Below are 18,411 nucleotides of genomic sequence, written 5' to 3' on the forward strand. Positions count from 1 at the left end.
GCTCCTTTTCATTTCCACTGAACTTTATTATATCATAATATACTCTTCTGCGCACAAAAAAGAGGGCCGCGAAAAGCGGTCCTCTTTTGTAGGTTCTTATAAATTGGTGGGCGTGATCGCCTCGTAATCCTCGAGCGTACCGCCGTTCATGAAGCAGTCGATGATCTGCTTGCCGAGGGGGTGAAGCTCAGGCGTATCGAACTTGGCGACTTCTTTCTTGAAGAAATCGGTCAAGATCTTGGCGCCCGCGTCATAGCCGTCCTCGCCGACGCGGTCCTGCGTGTCAACGCGCAGGTACTTGGAACGGATGCGCTGGCCGTCGATGGTCAGATCCTTCATCGCGTAGCCGAGCAGCGGGCAGCGCGCGGGCTGCAAGTGCTCGCGGCGGATCTTCGCGCCGCCGTGGCGGGCCAGATACTCGCGGCTGATCCATTCCGCCATGAAGCCGACCTTGTACACGCCGATGTGCTGGTTCGGGATGAGCACGTAGCGGGTGTTCGGGCAAGCGGTGATCTGGTCGAGCAGCAGGTTGGCCTGCTTGACGCGCTTGCCGGTCGCAAAGGGCCAATAGGAACCGACGCCCTCGCTCTTGAGCTCGTTGCCGGAAACGATGGACGGGTTGTTAAAGCCGCGCGGCGCGACGAGACGCCACAGCCAAGCGAGCGCGGGCGGAATGATATGCATCATGCCCATGATGCCGTAGTTCGGGTTCTCGCGCGTTGTGGGGGGCATACGGACGCCGAACGAGCGCACGTCGACCTCGACAGGCTCCTTGACGATATGCGGCACATCCCAGCGCGGCACGATGGCGCGCGGATTGGGGCAGCGCTTGCCGTTGGAATCGAGCGTGTGCTCCCAGATCAGCAGCGTCGAACCGGGGTGTCCTTCCATATTAAAGAAGATCAGCGGCTCGGCGGGCTCGGTGCAGATTCGCTCATAAACCGGGTCGGAGCCGTAGTGCGTGACGCCGTCCATGCGGAGGAACCAGCCGTCCTCGCCGTCGACGAGGCACAGCTTGCCGGATCGGTTCTGGATGGAGGGATAGCAGGTGGCCATATCATCGCACACCGGCTCGATCGAGCAGGTCGGGCCCATGTTGAGGAAGGTCTCCTCACCGGTCACCGTGTTGGTCGAAAGCAGCACGCGGTTATCCGGCTGGCGGGAGATATCCTGCAGCATTTCGCTCTTGCCGCCGCCCGAAGCGCCCTCGTGCATGATGACCATCTCGTTCTCGTACGGGGTGACGAGGCGGCCGCAAGAGGTGTGCGCGGTGACCCAGTTTTCCTGCTCGCCGATATCGAGCAGCACGGAGTAAACGCCCTTCTTCGCGGACGGGCCGGGATAAAGGTTGTAGGAGAATACCTCGTGGCAGTCGTCCAAACGGTTGTGCACGACGACCTGCTTGCCGTCAAAATGGGTGTGGCGGAACGGGGGCGCGACGTAAACGATCGCGCGCGGCTTATAGCCCTCCGATTCCTCGGCGTTTACAAAGCCCTGCAAATGAGCCAGCGCAAACGCAAAAAACGCGGCCTGCTTGGGGCAGACCAGCATAGAGCCGTAGCCGTAGATGTTGCCGCCGGAATTGAAGGGCATCAGGATCAGTTCCTGTTCCTTAAACCATTCCATGGTCTCGCGGCGCAGGTCGGCAAAGGGATAGCCGTAAACATCGGCAAACCGCTTTTTGTCCGTGGGCTTGTCGTCCGCGATGCGCATGCAGTCGGGATCGCGGCGGCGCATGTAGTCCTCCACGTAGTTGACCGAAGCGCCGTTCTTGCAGCGGGTTACGTCGCCTTCCTTGACGGGGCCGCGTCCCTTTACGTCGAAAACAACGTCGTACACGTCCGCCTTGTCCGGCCCGAACACCATTTCGTACAGCTCGGCCTTGCTTGTAGGAACTGAAACGCCCTTGCAGTTTTCGATAACGTCCGTCAGTTCATCCGTAAAAGTGAATTTGGTGAGCAGTGGGTTCATGATATCGTTTCCTCCTTTGGCATCGCGCGAACGGGGCAGCGTTACGCGGGCGATGCTGGCAATGGATCTTCGCCGACAATGTAGGGTGCCCGCGCAAGGTCCGATTTAGTTCATTTATAGCATACATCAAAACCCACCCCGCCGTCAACCGATTTTGCTATTTTTGCAAGTTATGCGACAAGTTCTTGCAGAATGTACAAAATCGAGCGGAAAATTATAGTCGTTCTCACCAGATGGACAAGTGTTTACCGCTAATTTATCCCAGTAAAGCGCACGTTCAGGCGAACGACCTCGCTTTTCGTGCCCACACGCATGTTCGGCCCCCATACGCCGACGCCCGAGGTGACGACCGAATGCATATCGCCCACCTTAATATGGCCGCAAGCGTTTTCCCACATCAGCTTTATCGTCAGGTTGCCGGGGAACATCTGCCCGTCGTGCGTGTGGCCGGACAGATCGAGATCGGCCCCGCTCGCGGCCAGCTCCGCGAGCTCCTTCGGTTGGTGGTCAATGACAAAAACCGGCTTTTCCTTGTCCGCGCCGGCCAGCAGTTCTTCGGGCGTTAGCCGTGACTGACCCACCTTTTTCGTCCGCGAGGGGTCTTTCCGTCCCGCGATGGTCACACCGTTTGCAAGTGTGACGCTTTCATCGTTCAGCAGCGTGATCCCGGCGTCCTCCAAAAATTTTTCCATGCGGGGGTCATTTTTTTCAGAATCCTTGGTATCCCATGTAAAGCCCGCCAAAATCGGCTCGCGCAGGTCGTGGTTGCCCCAGCAGGCGTACGCCCCGTACCGGCTTTGCATGGAGGCGAGCGCGGCGCCGATCCGCTCGGGTTCGGGCACGGCCTCGTACTCGTTATCGAAGATATCGCCCGCGTAAACGATCAGATCGGGCCGCATTTCATTAACCGCCGCCGCGACCTCCTCGATATAGGCGGGGTCCGTCGAGTACCCCATGTGTAGGTCGGCCAGCAGCGCCACGGTCATGTCCGCCCCCGCCTTGTCGATCGCGATATCATATTCTGTCACATACAGGCGCTCCGCATGCGCCACGCCGTAAAAGGTGAGCGCGCACACCAGCGCCAGCGCGATACCGCCCTGCACCTGCCGCACGCGCTGCACGCCCTCGAAATCCTTCTTTCGCCATTTGCGCGCGATAAAAAGAATCAGCTCGGTCAACAACACCGCCAAGATCAAATACAGCAGGCAGCCCAGCCAAAAATTATTCATTTGCTTGAGCAGCCGGTGCAGCCATACCGGCGACTTGATCACGAACGAACTGAGCGGCGTCACCGCAAGAAATGCATAAACCGCGCCAAACAGCACACGAAAGGTTTTCGTGCCGAAAACGCGGTGATAAGCCCCTGTCCAGCGCAGCACCCAGCGGGCCAAATAAAGGTTGACGAATATGTAAAATGGTGCGAAAATAAAAGCGAGCATATGCAAAAAACTCCATTCGATAGGATTTAGGGGGACACATCATGTGGGAAAGAAGAGAGCTTAAAGCGCGGGGCAAGCGGAGCTTCATGCGCAACTTTTGGGCGGCCGTGGCCGTCTGTTTTATCCTTGCGTTCACCGGCGCGGAATTTGGGGATTCCGTGTCCTTCATCCGCGATTTTGACGCGTCGCGCGCCCAGACCGAGGTAGAGGTCATACACGAGCAAACCACCGTTTCCAACTGGGACACCATTTTAAAATGGCTGGATATCGACCCCACGGACGGCACGCATCCGATGTGGGCCACCGCCACGCAAAGCGTAAAACCCTTTTTTGATACGCTGACCGGTCCGGCCTCGGCCCTATTCGCTTTTCTCGACCGGTCGGGCTCGTCCGGCTGGGGCGGCGTTACGCTCGCCGTTCTCGGCATGGCGGGCGGCGTGTGGTTCTCCATTTTCGTCGTAAGCGTGCTGGTGGTCGGCGCGCGGCGCTTCTTTTTAGAGGCCCGCGTGGAGGATCATATCAGCATCGCGGCCCTGTTCACGCCGTTTCATAAAGGCAACTGGCTGAACACCGCGCGGGCCATGCTGCTGCAATCGTTCTACCTCATCCTGTGGATGTTCACCATGGTCGGCGGCTTCATCAAAATGTACGCCTACCGCATGGTGCCTTACATACTCGCGGAAAACCCGCAGGCAGGCGCGCGCGAAGCAATCCGCTTGTCCCGGCAGATGATGCACGGCAACAAATGGCGCTGCTTTGTGATCGACCTGACCTTTATGATCCAGTGGACGCTGCTGCCCACGTTGGGCGCGAGCGTTTTGGGGCTAATCCTCGGTTTGTCCACCGGCCACCCGACGCTTTCCGGGTCGATCGCCGGGCTGCTCACCTGCCTGCTGTCCCTATTCTTCGTCAACGGCTATAAAGCGGCCACCTACGCCGAGCTGTACGTCGCGCTGCGCGCCGAACAGCTGGAAAAACAAGCGCCGCTCGCCTCCCTTTTCATCGTACCGGAATTTGGCCGCAAGCCGGTATCCGGCCCCAAGGAAAAGCTGGCGGCGGATGGCGTCACCCTCTATACCGGCCCGGTCGTGTTCCACCGGGCGCGCCACCATAAGTTCGATTACACCCGGAAGTACACGCTGAAAACGCTTATTTTGCTTTTCTTCGCGTTTGCCTTCGCCGGTTGGGTGTGGGAAGTCGCGCTGCACATCGTCACGCAGGGCATGTTCATCAACCGCGGCACGATGTTTGGCCCGTGGCTGCCGATTTACGGCGCGGGCGGCGCGCTGGTGCTGCTGCTTTTAAAACGCCTGTTCAAAAGCCCGGTCGCGACTTTTCTGGTCTCCATGGTGCTGTGCAGCGTGATCGAATACTTCACCAGTTGGTATCTGGAAGCGACCAAGGGCGTGCGCTGGTGGGATTACAGCGGCTATTTCATGAACCTGAACGGCCGCATCTGCTTGGAAGGCGCCGTGGTGTTCGGCCTTGGCTGCTGCGCGGTGGTCTACTTCGCCGGGCCGCTGCTCGGCGGGCTGATCGACCGGCTGTCCTCGCCCGTGCAGCTCGTGCTGTGCGCCGTGCTGGTCGCGCTGTTCACCACGGACGCGGTCTATTCCCACTTCCACCCGAACGCGGGTAAGGGCATCACGGATTATAACGACTGGGAAAACCAGCCCGCGTCGGGAGCCGAAGCGTACCTTACCGAGAAAATTTCTGTGCTATTCGCGTCACCGCAAGGCATGTTCCGTCTTCGCTGATCTCGAACACAGCGCCCGCGAGCGCCGTCTCGCCGGGCGCTGTTTTAAAGTATTCGGTCAAATCGCCGCGAAACAGCGCGATGGACTGCTCCGGACACACGCCGAGCACCGAAACCGTCGGCCCCGTCATGCCGATATCGGTGATATAGCCCGTGCCCTTTGGGTTGACGCGCTCGTCCGCGGTCTGCACGTGGGTGTGCGTGCCCCAAACGGCGGCGCAGCGGCCATCCAGATAATAGCCCATGGCTACCTTTTCGCTCGTCGCGCCCGCGTGGAAATCGCACAGGGCGATATCGTACCCGCCCGCGTTTTCCTTCAGCAACCGGTCGGCGCACAAAAACGGGTTGTCCGGGCCGAACTGCATCTCGCACCGGCCGATCAGATTCATCACCAGTATGCGCGCGCCGCGCGGCCCGTCAAAAATACCGCAGCCCCGTCCGGGCGCTTGCGGCGCGTAATTGGCCGGGCGGAGAATGCACGGCTCGTCGTCTAAATAAGGAACGATCTGCCGCTTGCCGAACGTGTGGTTGCCGAGCGTGATCACATCCGCGCCCGCGTCCAGCATGGCGTCGGCCTGTTTGGGGGTTAGCCCCACGCCCGCCGCGTTTTCCCCGTTAACCACGGTGAAGTCGATCCCATGCTCGCGCTGGATGCGGCGCAAAAGCGCCGATAGCGTGTCCAGCCCCGCCTCGCCGACGATATCGCCGACCGCTAAAACCTTCATAACATTCCCTTTCTATAGCAAAAGGCTGCTGCGATTCGCAGCAGCCTTTTTTGTACAAAACCATTGTTTCGCCGCGTGGACGCGGCGGGCGGCGGGGTGCGGTCACCCCGCCCTACACAAGGAGGTTTCCTCCCGTTGTTGTGTTTCCGTGTCGACGCTTTACGCGAGGTCACGCCGCCCTATACAGGGTGGCACCCGTTGCGCTGTAGGGCCGGGTGACCCCACCCGGCCGCTTCCGCCGCCGTCTTAATCAAACAGCGTGGAAACAGACACCTCTTCGTAAATTCTTGCGATTGCCTCGGTAAAAATGGGCGCGGTGGAAAGAACATTGATCTTATCGATCTTCTTCTCCTGCGGCAGCGGAATGGTATCGAGCAGCGCCATTTCCCGGATCGGGCTGTTCGAGATGCGCTCCACCGCCGGGCCGGAAAGCACGCCGTGGGTCGCGCAGGCGTATACCTCGGTCGCGCCGCCCTTTTCAACGAGCGCTTCCGCGGCGTGGCACAGCGTACCGGCGGTATCGATCAGGTCGTCTACCAAAATGCACTTCTTGCCCCTCACGTCGCCGATGATGTTCATGACCTCGCTGACATTGGCCTTGGGGCGGCGCTTGTCGATAATGGCGAGTTTGAGATCGAGCTTTTCCGTAAACTTGCGCGCACGGGCGACAGAGCCCAGATCGGGCGAAACGACGATCAGATCGTCCGCGCCCACGCCGAACTTGCCCGCGATATACGGGATGAGCACGGAAGCGCCCAGCATCATATCGACCGGAATGTTAAAGAAGCCTTGAATCTGCGCGGCGTGCAGATCCATGGTCAGCACGCGGTCCGCGCCGGCGGCGGTGATCAGATCGGCCACCAGCTTGGCGGAGATCGGGTCGCGCGCCTTGCTCTTGCGGTCCTGCCGGGCATAGCCGAAGTACGGGATGACCGCCGTGATGCGGCCCGCGGAAGCGCGCTTGCAGGAATCGATCATAATGAGCAGCTCCATCAGGTTGTTATTGACAGGGCCGCAGGTGGACTGCACCAGAAACACATCCGAACCGCGCACGGATTCCATAATGGAGACCGAGATCTCGCCATCCGCAAAGGTGGAGATCGACGACTTGCCGAGCGGCAGGCCGAGGGCCGAAGCGATCTGCATGGCAAGCGCCGGGTGAGAGTTGCCGGCGAAGATCTTGATGTTTTTTCCGTGAGATATCATAATGGGTTTTCCCCTCCGTATTTTTTTGAAAAATAGCTTTTCGCTCTTTTATTTTTTCTCTTTTTCATGCGCGGCGCGGCGGCGGTCGTTCCAGCCGTCCATTACGGTCTGTCGTGCGCGCGCAACGCACAAAGCGCCGTCCTGCACGTCCTTGGTCACGGTCGTGCCCGCCGCGGTGAACACGCGGTCGCCGAGCTTTACGGGGGAGACAAGGTTGGTGTTGCAGCCGATAAAGCAGTCGTCCCCAATGATGGTTTGGTTCTTATGGTAGCCGTCGTAGTTGACCACGACGGTGCCGCAGCCGAAGTTGACGCGCTCGCCCACGGTCGCGTCGCCGATGTAGGTCAGGTGCGATACCTTGGTGCCGTCGCCGATTGTGGACTTTTTCAGCTCCACAAAATCGCCGATGCGGCAGCCGTTGCCAACCACGCACTGCGGGCGGATATAAGCGAACGGGCCAACCGTGACGTTTTCGCCCACGGTCGATTCATACACCTGCGAGTTGTTCACCGTGGTGCCCGCGCCGATCTGCGCCTTTTCAAGGATGCTGTTCGGGCCGATGACGGCCTTCGCGCCGACCTTGCAGCCCGGGCGGATATGGCAGCCCGGCAAAATGACTGCGCCCGGTTCGATTTCCGCGTCGGGCGCGATGTAGGTGCTGGTGGGATCAAAAAGCTGTACGCCGTTTTGGATCAGGCCGAAATTGACGCGGTTCTGCACGGCAAGCTGCGCCACATAAGCGGAAGCGCCGTCGCGAATGGCGACGATCTCGTTGGTGACGGCAACGCCCTTTTGCGCGCCCGCCGCGACCGCGGCTTCCACCAAAGCGTCCAGCGTATCCGCGCCGCTCGCGAGCGCCGCGCCCAGCATTTTGCCGGTAAACACAGCGACCAGCACGGCCGGGTCGGCGGGGATGGGCTGGCCCTCGGCGTCAAAGCCCTGCTGCTCCGCCACCAAAACGCTCACGCCGTAGCCCGTAATGGTATGGCTTTCGATTAAATGCTCGAGCGCGTCGTCCTCCGCGAGGGCGAAGGGCTCGGCGATGACGATTACCTGCTCCGCGTCCGTCAGCGAAGAAAACGAGGCAAAGCGGTTTTCCGCGAGCGGGATGCTCTCGGCCCCGGCGATCGGGTTCTCGCGCTCGTCATGCGCAAAATAGCATGTTTGGGCTTCCTTCGGCAGCGCACCCAGCACCGCGTCCCCCGCCGTGCCAAACAGCACGGGGCGCGAAAAAGCGGAAACGCCGCCCTCATCGAACAGACCGCCTGCAATGGCGGCAATCACATTACTCATATAGATCCTTCCGTTCACGTTTTTAGGCAAAACAGCCCGTATAGAGACTAGCAAAGTTATTATACAACAGTTTTAGGTAAAATGCATTAGCATTTTTGATAAAATTCCCCGCGTCCTTGCATCTTTTCCCGGCGCAAGGTATAATAGCCGCAAAACGGCTATTATACACAGATTAAATCATTATACCACCAGCGGCGCTTAACGGGATGTTTAGTGCTTACTTTTCCTTGCCGCTGTGGTATAATAGCCGCAAAACGGCTATTATACACGGATTAAATCATTATACCACCAGCGGCGCTTAACGGGATGTTTAGTGCTTACTTTTCTTTGCCGCTGTGGTATAATAGCCGTAAAACGGCTATTATACCCGGATCAAATTCATTATACCATCAGCGGCGCTTAGGTGTGTTTTGACACTTCGAAATTGCTTGCCGCTGTGGTATAATAGCAGTTAGAATGTCATATGTATCGCTTTCATCCAAAGTCGCTTCCATTCAGAAAGGATTCTATCACCCATGTCACAAACCTCCGTTTCGCTGCCCGAGGGCGAGCTGCGCGTCGCCCGGTGCGACACGCTGGACAAGCTGATCGCCGTGGGCGACGGCGACGCCGCCCTTTTATATCTCTATATTCTGCGCCACGGCGCGGTGACGGACGATAAGACCGCCATGCGCGCGCTGCATCTGACGCAGGCCCGGTTCGAGCGCGCCGCCTTTACCCTGAACGGGCTGACCGCGCCGCCGGCCCCCGCGCCCGCGGAACCGGCAAAGCCGCAAACCCCCGCCTACGGCTCGGACGAGCTGCGCCGCGCCCGTGTGGACGACCATAAATTTTCCGCCGTATGCCAAATGGCGGAGGAAGCGCTCGGCCGCACGCTGACCGAGGGACAGCTCCGCACCCTGCTCACCGCGTACGACCACCTTGGCCTGTCGGCGGAGGCGATTATCGAAATGCTTTCCTATCTAAAAAAAGAAAAAGGCGCGGTGCGCCTTGCCGATATCCGCCGCGAGGCTTACGCGTGGGCCGATATGGGCATCATCTCCGCGCAGGACGCGCAAGCCTATCTTTCCCGCAGGGCCGGTGAAAAACCCCTGCTGGGCGCGATCTATCAAGCCCTTGGCGCGGATACCGCCGCGCCCGCCCCCAAGGAGCAGCGCCTTGCCGCGTTCGCCCTGTCGCGCGGCTTCCCGCCTGAATCGGTCGAACTCGCCGTGCGCCGCACCGAAAAGCAGCAGGGCCACAAAAGCCTTGATTACACGCTCGGCATCCTGCGCCAGTGGGACTCCAAGGGCGTACATACGATCAGCGAAATCACCGCGCTGGAACCCGAGACCCGCGCGGGCAAGGCCGCCGTCGGCGGGACGCAGGCCGCGCCGACGGACGCCGCCACGCTTACCGCGTGGGAAGAGGAATGGGCCGCCCGTGTCAAGAGCCACCGGCGGCAAACGGAGGAATAATCCATGCCATACGATAAAAAGATCCTATCCGAAGCAAAGCGCGAATTGGAGCGCGAGCGCCAGCAGCGCCAGCAGCAGCTGATCGACCGGCAAAGTGAAATATACGCGAAGCTGCCCCGTGTCCGCGCGATCGACCGCACGCTTTCAGCCACGGCGGCCAGCGTATTGCGGGTGGCGCTCGAATCGGGCGACGACCCGACCGCCGCTATCGAGCGGCTGCGCGATCAAAACCTTGCCTTACAAGAAGAGCGCGCCAGACTGCTCACCACGGCGGGTTATCCCGCCGATTATCTGGCGGACAAGCCCGTCTGCCCGCTCTGCGGGGATACCGGCTACGTCGGCAGCGTGCTGTGCGACTGTATCAAGGCGCGCTGCGCTCGCCTGCTGACCGAAGAGCTTTCCGCCGCGCTGCCCATACGCGACCAAAACTTCGCCGCCTTTCGGCTGGACTATTATTCGACCCGGCCAGACGGCCGCCTCGGCGTTTCTCCGCGCGAAAATATGGAGTACAATCTCGGCGAATGCCGTGCCTATGCAAAAAGCTTTGGCCCGCACTCGCCTAATTTGCTGCTGACCGGCTCCACCGGCTTGGGTAAGACCTTCCTTTCCACCTGCATCGCGCAGGCGGTATCGGAGCGCGGCTTTTCCGTAGCCTACGATACGGCGATCAACATTTTAGCCGCCTACGAAACGCTTAAATTCGGCTCCGGCGATGGAGCCGCCGCCGCCGACCGCACCGCCCGCTACGAGCGCGCCGACCTGCTCATCATCGACGATATGGGCACCGAAATGGGCACGGCGTTCACCGTGTCGGCGCTTTACAATCTGATCAATAACCGCCTGATGGCAAGCCGCCCGATGATCATCAACACCAACCTGCCAGCTGAGGTGCTAGCGGAGAAATATTCCCCCGCCGTCGCCTCCCGCCTGCTTGGCGAGTTCACGTCCCTGCGGTTCATTGGCGAAGACATCCGGCTGCTGAAAAAGCATGCCCGTTGAAAGCCACAATTCTTTCACAAGTTGTTCAAACACTGTTCACACATTAATTGGTATTTAGCGTTATACTGGTCTTGTCAGCGAGGGAAGCCGCAATCCCGAGCCGATAGAGACAGCCTACCGATCTTTTATTTCTCTTTTACCCCCCTTTATTTTGTGAAACGATGAGTAGCCCCGTATCCGTCCCCCCACGGATGCGGGGCTTCCTCGTGCCATTGGGAAAACCCGGCGATATTTCCGTTATTTAAAAAGGTTTCACAGCCTATTCAAATCTTGTTCACACTTTGGGGGCGAAATAGCGTTATACTGATCTTGTCAGCAAGGGAAGCCGCAATCCCGAACCGACAGAGACAGCCTACCGATCTTTTTACTTCTCTTTTACCCCCTTTTTATTTTGTGAATCGATGAGAAAACCCCGTTTCCGTCCCCCTACGGAAACGGGGTTTTCGCGTTTGTTTGGAGGCGCGCTATGCGCGCAATGTAATGCGCGGCAGTAGCCGCGAGAGACGGTGCGGCGCCCGCCGCCGGGGCATAGGGGAGAGGAACACCATGCGGTTTTCCTCTCCCCTATGTACTCCACACTTTTCCCTACTCCTGTCCAGAGGCGATGTGAGCCGACCTTTTGCTATATAAACAATTTGTGGCGGTGCCGGATCGGATGCCTAGGGATTCAGTGGACAGGTGCCTTCGCTCGGCCGGACCGGCCGAGTTTTGCGCGCCCACCTTTCCCGGCGCTTCATTTTATCGGAGGCGCGCTATGCGCGCAATTTAATGCGCGGCAGTAGCCGCGTACAGGACGAGTACCACGCTTTAATGGAGGCAATTTGCATTCTTATATCCGCTGCCATCGTTTACATATTATGAGTATGCTTATTTTCTTTGCAAAGCAATTCGTCATATGTGGTGTGTAAGGCATCACGGATTCCACACAGTTGAGACGCGCTGATATGCTGCACACCACGCTCAATTTTGACCAACGTTTCTCGTGTCATTTTAACACCTAACAAATCAAGTGCTCGTACTAGATCAGTTTGACCCAGCCCTTTACTCAATCGCACGCGGCGTATATTGGCTCCAATCTTAATTCTATCTTGTTTAATTTTTTGTTCTTCCATAAGACACCTCTAGCGAACCAGTTTTAGTCCATTTTTTCTTTATCTTATGGGAAAAACATGTTATAATGGGACCCATACTAGTCCACCCCGAAGAAAGGAGGGATAAAAATGATAAAACACATAAACTTTCAAGATCAAGTATCTTACGCTTTAGTCTGCTTTGGTTTTTCTCGTGCAAAAAGGGAATATACATTTCTCTATGATTCAATACCGCTAGTATTAAACATGGGCAAAAGACCTGATGAAGCATGGGAATTCGTCGCTGCAAAATATGAAATAATAAAATTTACAGTACGAGACACGATTCGTTTAGGAATTAATCATTCGTGGGAACTAGTTCCTCATATGTATGCGGAAATCAACCCTGTTTTCCGTAATCGCCCACCTTCTACATATGAATTTTATGTTTTTTTTAATCAGTGGATGACTCGATATGAGGTTGCGGCAGAGTTCACAAAAGGGAACCTGATGAAAATGGTAATTCTACAACGCAAGCCTAAAAGGGCAAAGAAAGAGTTAAAACAATAGATATTGCTTGGCTTTACTTTTCAGAATGCATATCGTCCTGATAAAGCAACTCATCATATGTGGTATTTAGTGCCTTGCAGATACCGCGAAATTGCGTAGCTGTAAGGTGTTGTTTGCCGCTCTCTATTTTCACAAGCGCTTCACGTGTGATTGGAATCCCCGCCAAATCAAGTTCCCGCACTAGATCTGTCTGTTTTAAACCGTTTTCGCATCGTATGCGACGTATATTGGCGCCAATTTTGATGCTATCCTGCTTAATCTTTTGTTCGTTCATTTAACGATACCCCTTGTGAACCAATTTCAGTCCTATTTTCTTTTATTTTATGGAACTACTCCATCGCAATGGGACCCATATTGGTTCACAAGACAATTAAAATAAGCGGAGAGAAACACGTTCAATGTTTCTCTCCGCTTATTTTGCGGCTACTGCCGCACATGAAATTGCGCGCCGCAGCGCGCTAACTACAAAACAAGGCGCCGTAAAATATTGCTGCGTTGATTCGAGTCAAGCGTAACGGCGGGGTGGGTCACCAATGTCATAAAGATAAGGGAAACGCATAGAAAAAAACAGGGGAATCACCGAGCTAGTAGGGCGCGAGAAGGTGAATTGGCCGAAGGCCAAGAGAAGCTGGTCTGGACCACGCCCTCGGCGCGCCATCTCGAAGGGACGCAACGCTTCCTGAGAAATCATATCCCTTCGCTCGGCCATACCGGCCTGTTTGATGCTCTCACTTATCCCGGTGCTTCGCTCTCGGCGCGCCGGGGGCGTCGCGCCCTACATTTTCTGTCTTTGCGTTACCTTATCTTAGGTCACCTCGCCCTACGTAGGCGGCCCGCTCCGTTGCAACGTAGGGCCACCCGGCCGCGCGCGGCTACCACCGCGTATTAAATTGCGCGCCGCAGCGCGCCTGCTATGAAAAAACAAAGCTCCGCGAAATACTGGCGCTCCGATCCGAGTCAAGCGATACGGCGGGGTGAGGTCACCCCGCCCTACCCAACAATGCACCCGTTTTTGTAGGGCCGGGTGCCCCCACCCGGCCGCCCGCGGCTACCGCCGCGCATAAAATTGCGCGCCGCAGCGCGCCTCCTATCCGTTCTTCAAAAAGCTTTCACAGCTTATTCAAACCTTGTTCACACTTTCCCCCTCTGTATGCAGTATACTGAACTTGTCAGTAAGGGAAAGCGAGATCCTACCTGACGGAACAGCAATTTGTCAGCATTTTTTCTTCATCCCCCTTTTTTCAAATCCCCCCTTTTTTCATTTTGTGTCATTCAGAAAAACCCCGAACCGTTCCCCCACGGTTCGGGGTTTTTCGTATGCTTTCAGTTTTTCATCATCCGGCGGTACGCGCGCGGCGAATAGCCCGTCACCGCGCGAAACTGCTTTGAAAAATAGCTGTGATCGGCAAAGCCGCAGCACGCGGCTACCTCTACCACCGGCGTGTCGCCGCTTTCCAGCAACGACATGGCCGCCGCCACGCGCCGCCGCAATAAATATGCCTTAGGCGACAAATGCAGCAGCTCCTTAAAAATGCGCTCGCACTCGCGCGCGGAGCAATGCACCGCCCCGGCCAGCGCAGCCAGCGCAAAGGGCTGGGCATAATTTTCATCAAACCACTGCACCATCCGCTTGAGCCGCTGCTCGCGCTGCGTCGCGGCGCGGGAAACGACCGGCGGCTCGCTGTGCTGTAAAAAGGCCAAGGCGATCTGCGATAGCGCGTGGCGCACCGTAAATTCATAGCCAAAGCCCTCGTTCTCACAGGCTGTGAACGCCTGCGCAAAGGCTTCAAAAAGCCCCGCCTGCCAGCCCTCCTCCTGATCAAGCAGCAAAAAGGCGGGCCCCCGTTCCAGCAGCGGGCGCATATACTTGATATCGAACGCGCTGCCCACCGCGCCGGAAATCAAGCCCGGGTCGAACACGATCGACCGGTACCGGCACGGCCCTTCGTCCGCGCAAATCATGCTGTGCAGCGTGTCCGCGCCCGCGAAATACCCCTGCCCGGCGCGGAGCAGCGCCCCCTCGCCCGCGAGCGTGGCCTTAATCGCGCCGCGTTCCACCAGCATCAGCTCCCACTCATGGTGCCAGTGCGGCGGCACCTGCGAGGCAACGTAGTCGTGCACATCCCCGCGATAGGCGCAGCAGGCCAGCGCGGAACCCGCAAGCGGCTGCCACTCCATGCGGTTTTCTCCTATTTTGAGCGGACAGGTCGCAATCAGCATGGCCGTTTCCTCCCCTTCATGGGTATTTTGTCGTTTTTCTTATAGTATAGGGCGCATCGTTACGAGATGCAACAGGTATTTTGCGATATAATGATACTGACAAAGCTGATGAAGGAGGATTTTTTCATGCTCGAACATGTTGCGATCTGGACTAAAAATCTGGAAGAAATGAAGGACTTCTATTGCGCCTATTTTAACGGCCGGACCGGTGAGCGATACCGGAGCGATACCGATTTCAGCGCGCATTTTGAATCGTACTTTGTGTCCTTCGGTGACAAAAGCAGGCTGGAGCTGATGGAGATGGCCACCATCCCCGCGACCGCCTACGCCCCCGGCGAGGAAGCGACCGGCCTGACCCACCTAGCCTTTGCCGTGGATACCACGGAGGCGGTGGACGAGCTGGCGCGCCGCGCCCACGCGGAGGGGCGCACCGTGCTGCTCGAACCCCATATGACGGGCGACGGTTACTACGAAGCCTGCCTGCTCGACCCGGACGGCAACCGCGTGGAAATCACGGTTTTGCCCGCGTAAAAGACTTGTCCCGCCCGGTCGTAAAATGCCAAAATTTGGCGAAACAATTCTTTCACAGGATGTTCAAAGAATATTCACACGTTTTACGCAAAAGTGCAGTATACTGTGATTGTCGGTAAGGGAAGCCGCAAGCCCGAACCGATAGACAGCCTACCGATCTTTTATTTCTCTTTTACCCCCCTTTTTATTGTGAAGGAAAAGCGCCGTTTCCGTCCCCCCACGGAAGCGGCGCTTTTCTGTTTGCAAGTCATGGCCGCAAGCTTTTATTTCCCGCGCCTATTTGATATACTAAGTACAACGATATTGTTACGGAGGCTTTTTATCATGTCGAAACGTTTGATCGACTGCACGGCCAGCGAGATGCTTTCGCTTGACCGCGACGCGCTTTTACAAAGCATTGCGGCAAGCGAGGGCCGCACCATCGTCTGTGAGACCATCGGCGCGATCCCGCCCATGCTGGGCGACACGACGAACGCCGAGTTCGCGGCTTCGCAAGGAGCCGATATCATTTTGCTGAATCTGTTCGATGTGCAAAATCCGCAAATACAGGGCCTGCCCGCGTGCGCGCCGGAGGATACAATCCGTGCGCTGAAAAAGCTAACGGGCCGCCCCGTCGGCATTAATTTAGAGCCGGTCGGCGGCGACGCGCCAGCAGCCGAGTCTATGTGGAACATGACCGAGGGCCGACGCGCCACCGCCGAAAACGCGGTTCGCGCCGCCGACATGGGCGCGGATTTGATCTTGCTCACCGGCAACCCCGGCATCGGCGTATCGAACGCCGCCATTCTCGAAACGCTGCGCGTGCTGCGTGAGCGCGTGGGGCACCGCATCGTGCTGGCCGCGGGCAAAATGCACGCCGCGGGCGTGCCGAGCGAGGGCGGCCCCCGCATCATGACCGAAGCGGACGCGGAAGCCTTTCTGGACGCGGGGGCCGATATTATCCTGCTGCCCGCGCCGGGCACCGTGCCCGGCTGGACTACCGAGTGCGCCCGCGCGCTGATCGGTGCGGTGCACGCCAAAAACGCACTCGCCATGACCGCGGTCGGCACCTCGCAGGAGGGCGCGGATACCGCCACCATCCGCCAGATCGCGCTGATGAGCAAAATGGCGGGCGCGGATATCCACCACCTTGGCGACGCGGGCTACGCCGGCATGGCGCTGCCGGAAAATATATTTGCTTACTCGGTCGCGGTGCGCGGCGTGCGGCACACCTACCGGCGCATGGCGCGCTCGGTCAACCGCTGACGCCGTCGCGGCGCGTGGGCGTGATAATGCCGCAGGCAAGCTTTGCGCCCGCGTCGCCCGAGGGCTGGGTTTTAAAATCATCCGGTTTCGAGTGCACGATGACCGCCTTGCCCAGCACGTCGCGCACGGTGAAGCGATCGGTCAGCACCGCCATCCAAGCGAAGCCGGTGCGGTCGGAGAACAGCGGCGGCAGATCGCCCGCGTGATACGGATGCGGGCAGCCGCCCGGGTTAAAATGCATGCCCGCGTTTGCAAACGGGTCGCTCGCGTTGCCCGTGCAGGCGGTCCCCTCGTGCACATGCAGCGCGAAGATCGGCTGCGCGCACGCCATGCGCGTGACCGGCAGGCCGCGCACCGCCGCCGTTACCAGTACGCCCTGCGGCGTTTGGTAAAAGGATACCGTGCCTTCAATTCTTCTGCCGTTCGGCGCGCCCTGTAAAACCGCCGCCGCGTCGGGCAGGCTGTTTCCCATGACATTTGCGAAATACTGCGTGTTGGTCATTGTCCTGAATCCTCCTCGTTTTCGTCTGTATACAGGCTATGCGGGGCGGCGCACACTTGATAATCGCTCCGGCCTGCGGTATACTATATGCAAGCGCAAAGCAAGATAAAGTAAGGAGTTGTTACAATATGGGCTGTTCGCACAACTGCGATAGCTGTTCCTCGAACTGCGGCGGGCCGCAGAGCCTGCAAGTGGCCGCTAACGCCAAGGCCACGGTGAAAAAGGTAATCGGCGTTGTTTCGGGTAAGGGCGGCGTAGGCAAAAGCCTGCTCACCTCGTCCCTCGCGGTCGGCATGACGCGCAGAGGCTACACCTGCGGCATTCTGGACGCCGACATCACCGGCCCTTCCATCCCCAAGACCTTCGGCGTGCACGAAAAGCTGGACGGCACGGAGGACGGCATCCTGCCCGCTCGCTCGGCAGGCGGCGTGCAGATGATTTCCATCAACCTCGTCCTTCCGAACGAGGACGACCCGGTCATTTACCGCGGGCCGATCATCGCGGAGACCGTCAAGCAGTTTTGGAGCGACGTGCTCTGGGATGAAGTGGATTTCCTTTTCGTCGATATGCCGCCCGGCACGGGCGACGTACCGCTTACCGTGTTCCAGTCCCTGCCGGTGGACGGCATCCTCGTCGTCACCTCGCCGCAGGATCTGGTCTCCATGATCGTGGGCAAGGCGGTTAAGATGGCCAAGATGATGAACATCCCGCTTATCGGCATCGTGGAAAATTATAGCTACCTCGCCTGCCCGGATTGCGGCAAGCATATTTCCGTTTTCGGCGAAAGCAAAATAGACGAAGTCGCCGCGCAGTACGAATTGCCGGTGCTGGCGCGTCTGCCGCTCGATCCCTCGCTCGCCGCCGCGGTCGACGCGGGCAAGCTGGAGGACGCAAAGCTGCCGGAAGAGCTGACGGGCGCCATGCGCGCCTTGGAGGGTATGCTATGAACATCGGCGTAGCCTACGCGGACGGTCAGGTGTGCGCGAACCTGAACGACTGCCGCGAATACCTGATCGTTTCGGCCGATGGGCAAACGCCCACGGGCAAGCGTCTGGTCACATGCGAAGCGGCCGGTTCGACCGCCATGCTCCGCTTGATGAGCACCGAAAAGGTCGATGTACTGATTTGCGGCACGCTCGGCCTTGCCGCGCGCAACGCGCTGGAGCTGATCGGCGTGCTGCTCATCCCCGGCTGCGAAGGCAGCGCGGAGGAAGCAGTCGCCAAGTTCCTCGTCGGAGAGGCGCAGGGCGACCCCACGATCTTGCAGATCGCCCGCGAGGACGACCCGGACGATCCCATGGCCTGCATGCATGACTGCGCCAAGTGCGCCGGCTGCGGCCCGATCGAGATTTTAAAGAATATCCCCGAGCAAAAATAAACCCACGTATAACAAAGCGGACGGCTTACGCCGTCCGCTTTGTTATACA

General features: G+C 58.3%; 17 protein-coding genes. 8 read left to right on the forward strand and 9 right to left on the reverse strand.

All coding sequences use genetic code 11. From position 1 onward, the window contains the following. Positions 1-96 precede the first annotated feature (96 nt). A complete protein-coding gene (locus tag RWV98_RS16450) occupies positions 97-1,971 on the reverse strand; it encodes a DUF4914 family protein (RefSeq protein ID WP_280963341.1) in 1,875 nt (624 codons plus the stop codon). Positions 1,972-2,222: 251 nt separating this feature from the next. Then, positions 2,223-3,410, reverse strand: coding sequence for a metallophosphoesterase (locus RWV98_RS16455; protein ID WP_317862131.1), 1,188 nt, complete (start codon positions 3,408-3,410; stop codon positions 2,223-2,225). Positions 3,411-3,451: 41 nt separating this feature from the next. Between RWV98_RS16455 and RWV98_RS16460 the strand changes: the two genes are divergently transcribed. Then, positions 3,452-5,167, forward strand: a complete 1,716-nt coding sequence (locus tag RWV98_RS16460; protein WP_317862132.1) for a DUF975 family protein — start codon at positions 3,452-3,454, stop codon at positions 5,165-5,167. Here the strand turns inward: RWV98_RS16460 and RWV98_RS16465 are convergent. From RWV98_RS16465 to RWV98_RS16475, 3 genes are all read right to left on the reverse strand, one after another. Continuing rightward, a complete protein-coding gene (locus RWV98_RS16465) occupies positions 5,109-5,891 on the reverse strand; it encodes a TIGR00282 family metallophosphoesterase (protein ID WP_317862133.1) in 783 nt (260 codons plus the stop codon). The two genes, RWV98_RS16460 and RWV98_RS16465, sit on opposite strands and share 59 nt — an antisense overlap. A 246-nt stretch (positions 5,892-6,137) precedes the next feature. Next, a complete protein-coding gene (locus RWV98_RS16470) occupies positions 6,138-7,097 on the reverse strand; it encodes a ribose-phosphate diphosphokinase (protein WP_280963337.1) in 960 nt (319 codons plus the stop codon). Positions 7,098-7,145: 48 nt separating this feature from the next. Further along, entirely contained in the window at positions 7,146-8,390 is a 1,245-nt protein-coding gene (locus tag RWV98_RS16475; protein WP_317862135.1) for a DapH/DapD/GlmU-related protein, read from the reverse strand. A 515-nt stretch (positions 8,391-8,905) separates the two neighbouring features. On the opposite strand from RWV98_RS16475, the gene RWV98_RS16480 reads away from it, so the two are divergent. Together RWV98_RS16480 and RWV98_RS16485 are read left to right on the forward strand one after the other, a co-directional pair. Then, entirely contained in the window at positions 8,906-9,847 is a 942-nt protein-coding gene (locus RWV98_RS16480; RefSeq protein WP_317862137.1) for a DnaD domain-containing protein, read from the forward strand. Positions 9,848-9,850: 3 nt separating this feature from the next. Continuing rightward, positions 9,851-10,846: an ATP-binding protein gene (locus tag RWV98_RS16485; protein ID WP_280963334.1), complete on the forward strand. Its 996-nt coding sequence runs from the start codon at positions 9,851-9,853 to the stop codon at positions 10,844-10,846. 848 nt (positions 10,847-11,694) lie between these two features. Here the strand turns inward: RWV98_RS16485 and RWV98_RS16490 are convergent. Then, positions 11,695-11,958, reverse strand: coding sequence for a helix-turn-helix domain-containing protein (locus tag RWV98_RS16490; protein ID WP_280963333.1), 264 nt, complete (start codon positions 11,956-11,958; stop codon positions 11,695-11,697). A 108-nt stretch (positions 11,959-12,066) separates the two neighbouring features. Here RWV98_RS16490 and RWV98_RS16495 point away from each other — a divergent pair, with 108 nt between their 5' ends. Beyond that, positions 12,067-12,486, forward strand: coding sequence for a hypothetical protein (locus tag RWV98_RS16495; RefSeq protein WP_317862139.1), 420 nt, complete (start codon positions 12,067-12,069; stop codon positions 12,484-12,486). A gap of 13 nt (positions 12,487-12,499) precedes the next feature. Here the strand turns inward: RWV98_RS16495 and RWV98_RS16500 are convergent, their stop codons facing one another. Both RWV98_RS16500 and RWV98_RS16505 read right to left on the reverse strand, forming a co-directional pair. Then, the gene (locus RWV98_RS16500; RefSeq protein WP_317862141.1) at positions 12,500-12,760 is read right to left on the reverse strand and encodes a helix-turn-helix domain-containing protein; all 261 of its coding nucleotides are present in this window, start codon (positions 12,758-12,760) and stop codon (positions 12,500-12,502) included. 1,049 nt (positions 12,761-13,809) lie between these two features. Then, entirely contained in the window at positions 13,810-14,706 is an 897-nt protein-coding gene (locus tag RWV98_RS16505; RefSeq protein WP_317862142.1) for an AraC family transcriptional regulator, read from the reverse strand. Positions 14,707-14,832: 126 nt separating this feature from the next. Here RWV98_RS16505 and RWV98_RS16510 point away from each other — a divergent pair, with 126 nt between their 5' ends. Together RWV98_RS16510 and RWV98_RS16515 are read left to right on the forward strand one after the other, a co-directional pair. Further along, positions 14,833-15,237 (forward strand): VOC family protein, encoded by a 405-nt coding sequence (locus tag RWV98_RS16510; protein ID WP_317862143.1) that lies wholly within the window; start codon positions 14,833-14,835, stop codon positions 15,235-15,237. A 324-nt stretch (positions 15,238-15,561) separates the two neighbouring features. After that, positions 15,562-16,482: a DUF7916 family protein gene (locus RWV98_RS16515; RefSeq protein WP_317862144.1), complete on the forward strand. Its 921-nt coding sequence runs from the start codon at positions 15,562-15,564 to the stop codon at positions 16,480-16,482. Here the strand turns inward: RWV98_RS16515 and RWV98_RS16520 are convergent. Next, positions 16,472-16,984, reverse strand: coding sequence for a superoxide dismutase family protein (locus RWV98_RS16520; protein WP_317862145.1), 513 nt, complete (start codon positions 16,982-16,984; stop codon positions 16,472-16,474). The genes RWV98_RS16515 and RWV98_RS16520 overlap by 11 nt on opposite strands. A gap of 128 nt (positions 16,985-17,112) precedes the next feature. Here RWV98_RS16520 and RWV98_RS16525 point away from each other — a divergent pair, with 128 nt between their 5' ends. After that, positions 17,113-17,931: an Mrp/NBP35 family ATP-binding protein gene (locus RWV98_RS16525; RefSeq protein WP_317862147.1), complete on the forward strand. Its 819-nt coding sequence runs from the start codon at positions 17,113-17,115 to the stop codon at positions 17,929-17,931. Further along, positions 17,928-18,362, forward strand: a complete 435-nt coding sequence (locus RWV98_RS16530) for a NifB/NifX family molybdenum-iron cluster-binding protein (protein ID WP_317862148.1) — start codon at positions 17,928-17,930, stop codon at positions 18,360-18,362. The genes RWV98_RS16525 and RWV98_RS16530 overlap by 4 nt, the downstream gene beginning before the upstream one ends. Positions 18,363-18,411: the final 49 nt, after the last annotated feature.

This window comes from Agathobaculum sp. NTUH-O15-33, from assembly GCF_033193315.1.
GTDB lineage: Bacteria > Bacillota > Clostridia > Oscillospirales > Butyricicoccaceae > Agathobaculum > Agathobaculum faecihominis_A.

What these genes read in the sequence shown, in the direction of transcription:
- RWV98_RS16450 (WP_280963341.1), bottom strand. Translation starts at nt 1,971, where the DNA reads ATGAACCCACTGCTCACCAAATTCACTTTTACGGATGAACTGACGGAC.
- RWV98_RS16455 (WP_317862131.1), bottom strand. Translation starts at nt 3,410, where the DNA reads ATGCTCGCTTTTATTTTCGCACCATTTTACATATTCGTCAACCTTTAT.
- RWV98_RS16460 (WP_317862132.1), top strand. Translation starts at nt 3,452, where the DNA reads ATGTGGGAAAGAAGAGAGCTTAAAGCGCGGGGCAAGCGGAGCTTCATG.
- RWV98_RS16465 (WP_317862133.1), bottom strand. Translation starts at nt 5,891, where the DNA reads ATGAAGGTTTTAGCGGTCGGCGATATCGTCGGCGAGGCGGGGCTGGAC.
- RWV98_RS16470 (WP_280963337.1), bottom strand. Translation starts at nt 7,097, where the DNA reads ATGATATCTCACGGAAAAAACATCAAGATCTTCGCCGGCAACTCTCAC.
- RWV98_RS16475 (WP_317862135.1), bottom strand. Translation starts at nt 8,390, where the DNA reads ATGAGTAATGTGATTGCCGCCATTGCAGGCGGTCTGTTCGATGAGGGC.
- RWV98_RS16480 (WP_317862137.1), top strand. Translation starts at nt 8,906, where the DNA reads ATGTCACAAACCTCCGTTTCGCTGCCCGAGGGCGAGCTGCGCGTCGCC.
- RWV98_RS16485 (WP_280963334.1), top strand. Translation starts at nt 9,851, where the DNA reads ATGCCATACGATAAAAAGATCCTATCCGAAGCAAAGCGCGAATTGGAG.
- RWV98_RS16490 (WP_280963333.1), bottom strand. Translation starts at nt 11,958, where the DNA reads ATGGAAGAACAAAAAATTAAACAAGATAGAATTAAGATTGGAGCCAAT.
- RWV98_RS16495 (WP_317862139.1), top strand. Translation starts at nt 12,067, where the DNA reads ATGATAAAACACATAAACTTTCAAGATCAAGTATCTTACGCTTTAGTC.
- RWV98_RS16500 (WP_317862141.1), bottom strand. Translation starts at nt 12,760, where the DNA reads ATGAACGAACAAAAGATTAAGCAGGATAGCATCAAAATTGGCGCCAAT.
- RWV98_RS16505 (WP_317862142.1), bottom strand. Translation starts at nt 14,706, where the DNA reads ATGCTGATTGCGACCTGTCCGCTCAAAATAGGAGAAAACCGCATGGAG.
- RWV98_RS16510 (WP_317862143.1), top strand. Translation starts at nt 14,833, where the DNA reads ATGCTCGAACATGTTGCGATCTGGACTAAAAATCTGGAAGAAATGAAG.
- RWV98_RS16515 (WP_317862144.1), top strand. Translation starts at nt 15,562, where the DNA reads ATGTCGAAACGTTTGATCGACTGCACGGCCAGCGAGATGCTTTCGCTT.
- RWV98_RS16520 (WP_317862145.1), bottom strand. Translation starts at nt 16,984, where the DNA reads ATGACCAACACGCAGTATTTCGCAAATGTCATGGGAAACAGCCTGCCC.
- RWV98_RS16525 (WP_317862147.1), top strand. Translation starts at nt 17,113, where the DNA reads ATGGGCTGTTCGCACAACTGCGATAGCTGTTCCTCGAACTGCGGCGGG.
- RWV98_RS16530 (WP_317862148.1), top strand. Translation starts at nt 17,928, where the DNA reads ATGAACATCGGCGTAGCCTACGCGGACGGTCAGGTGTGCGCGAACCTG.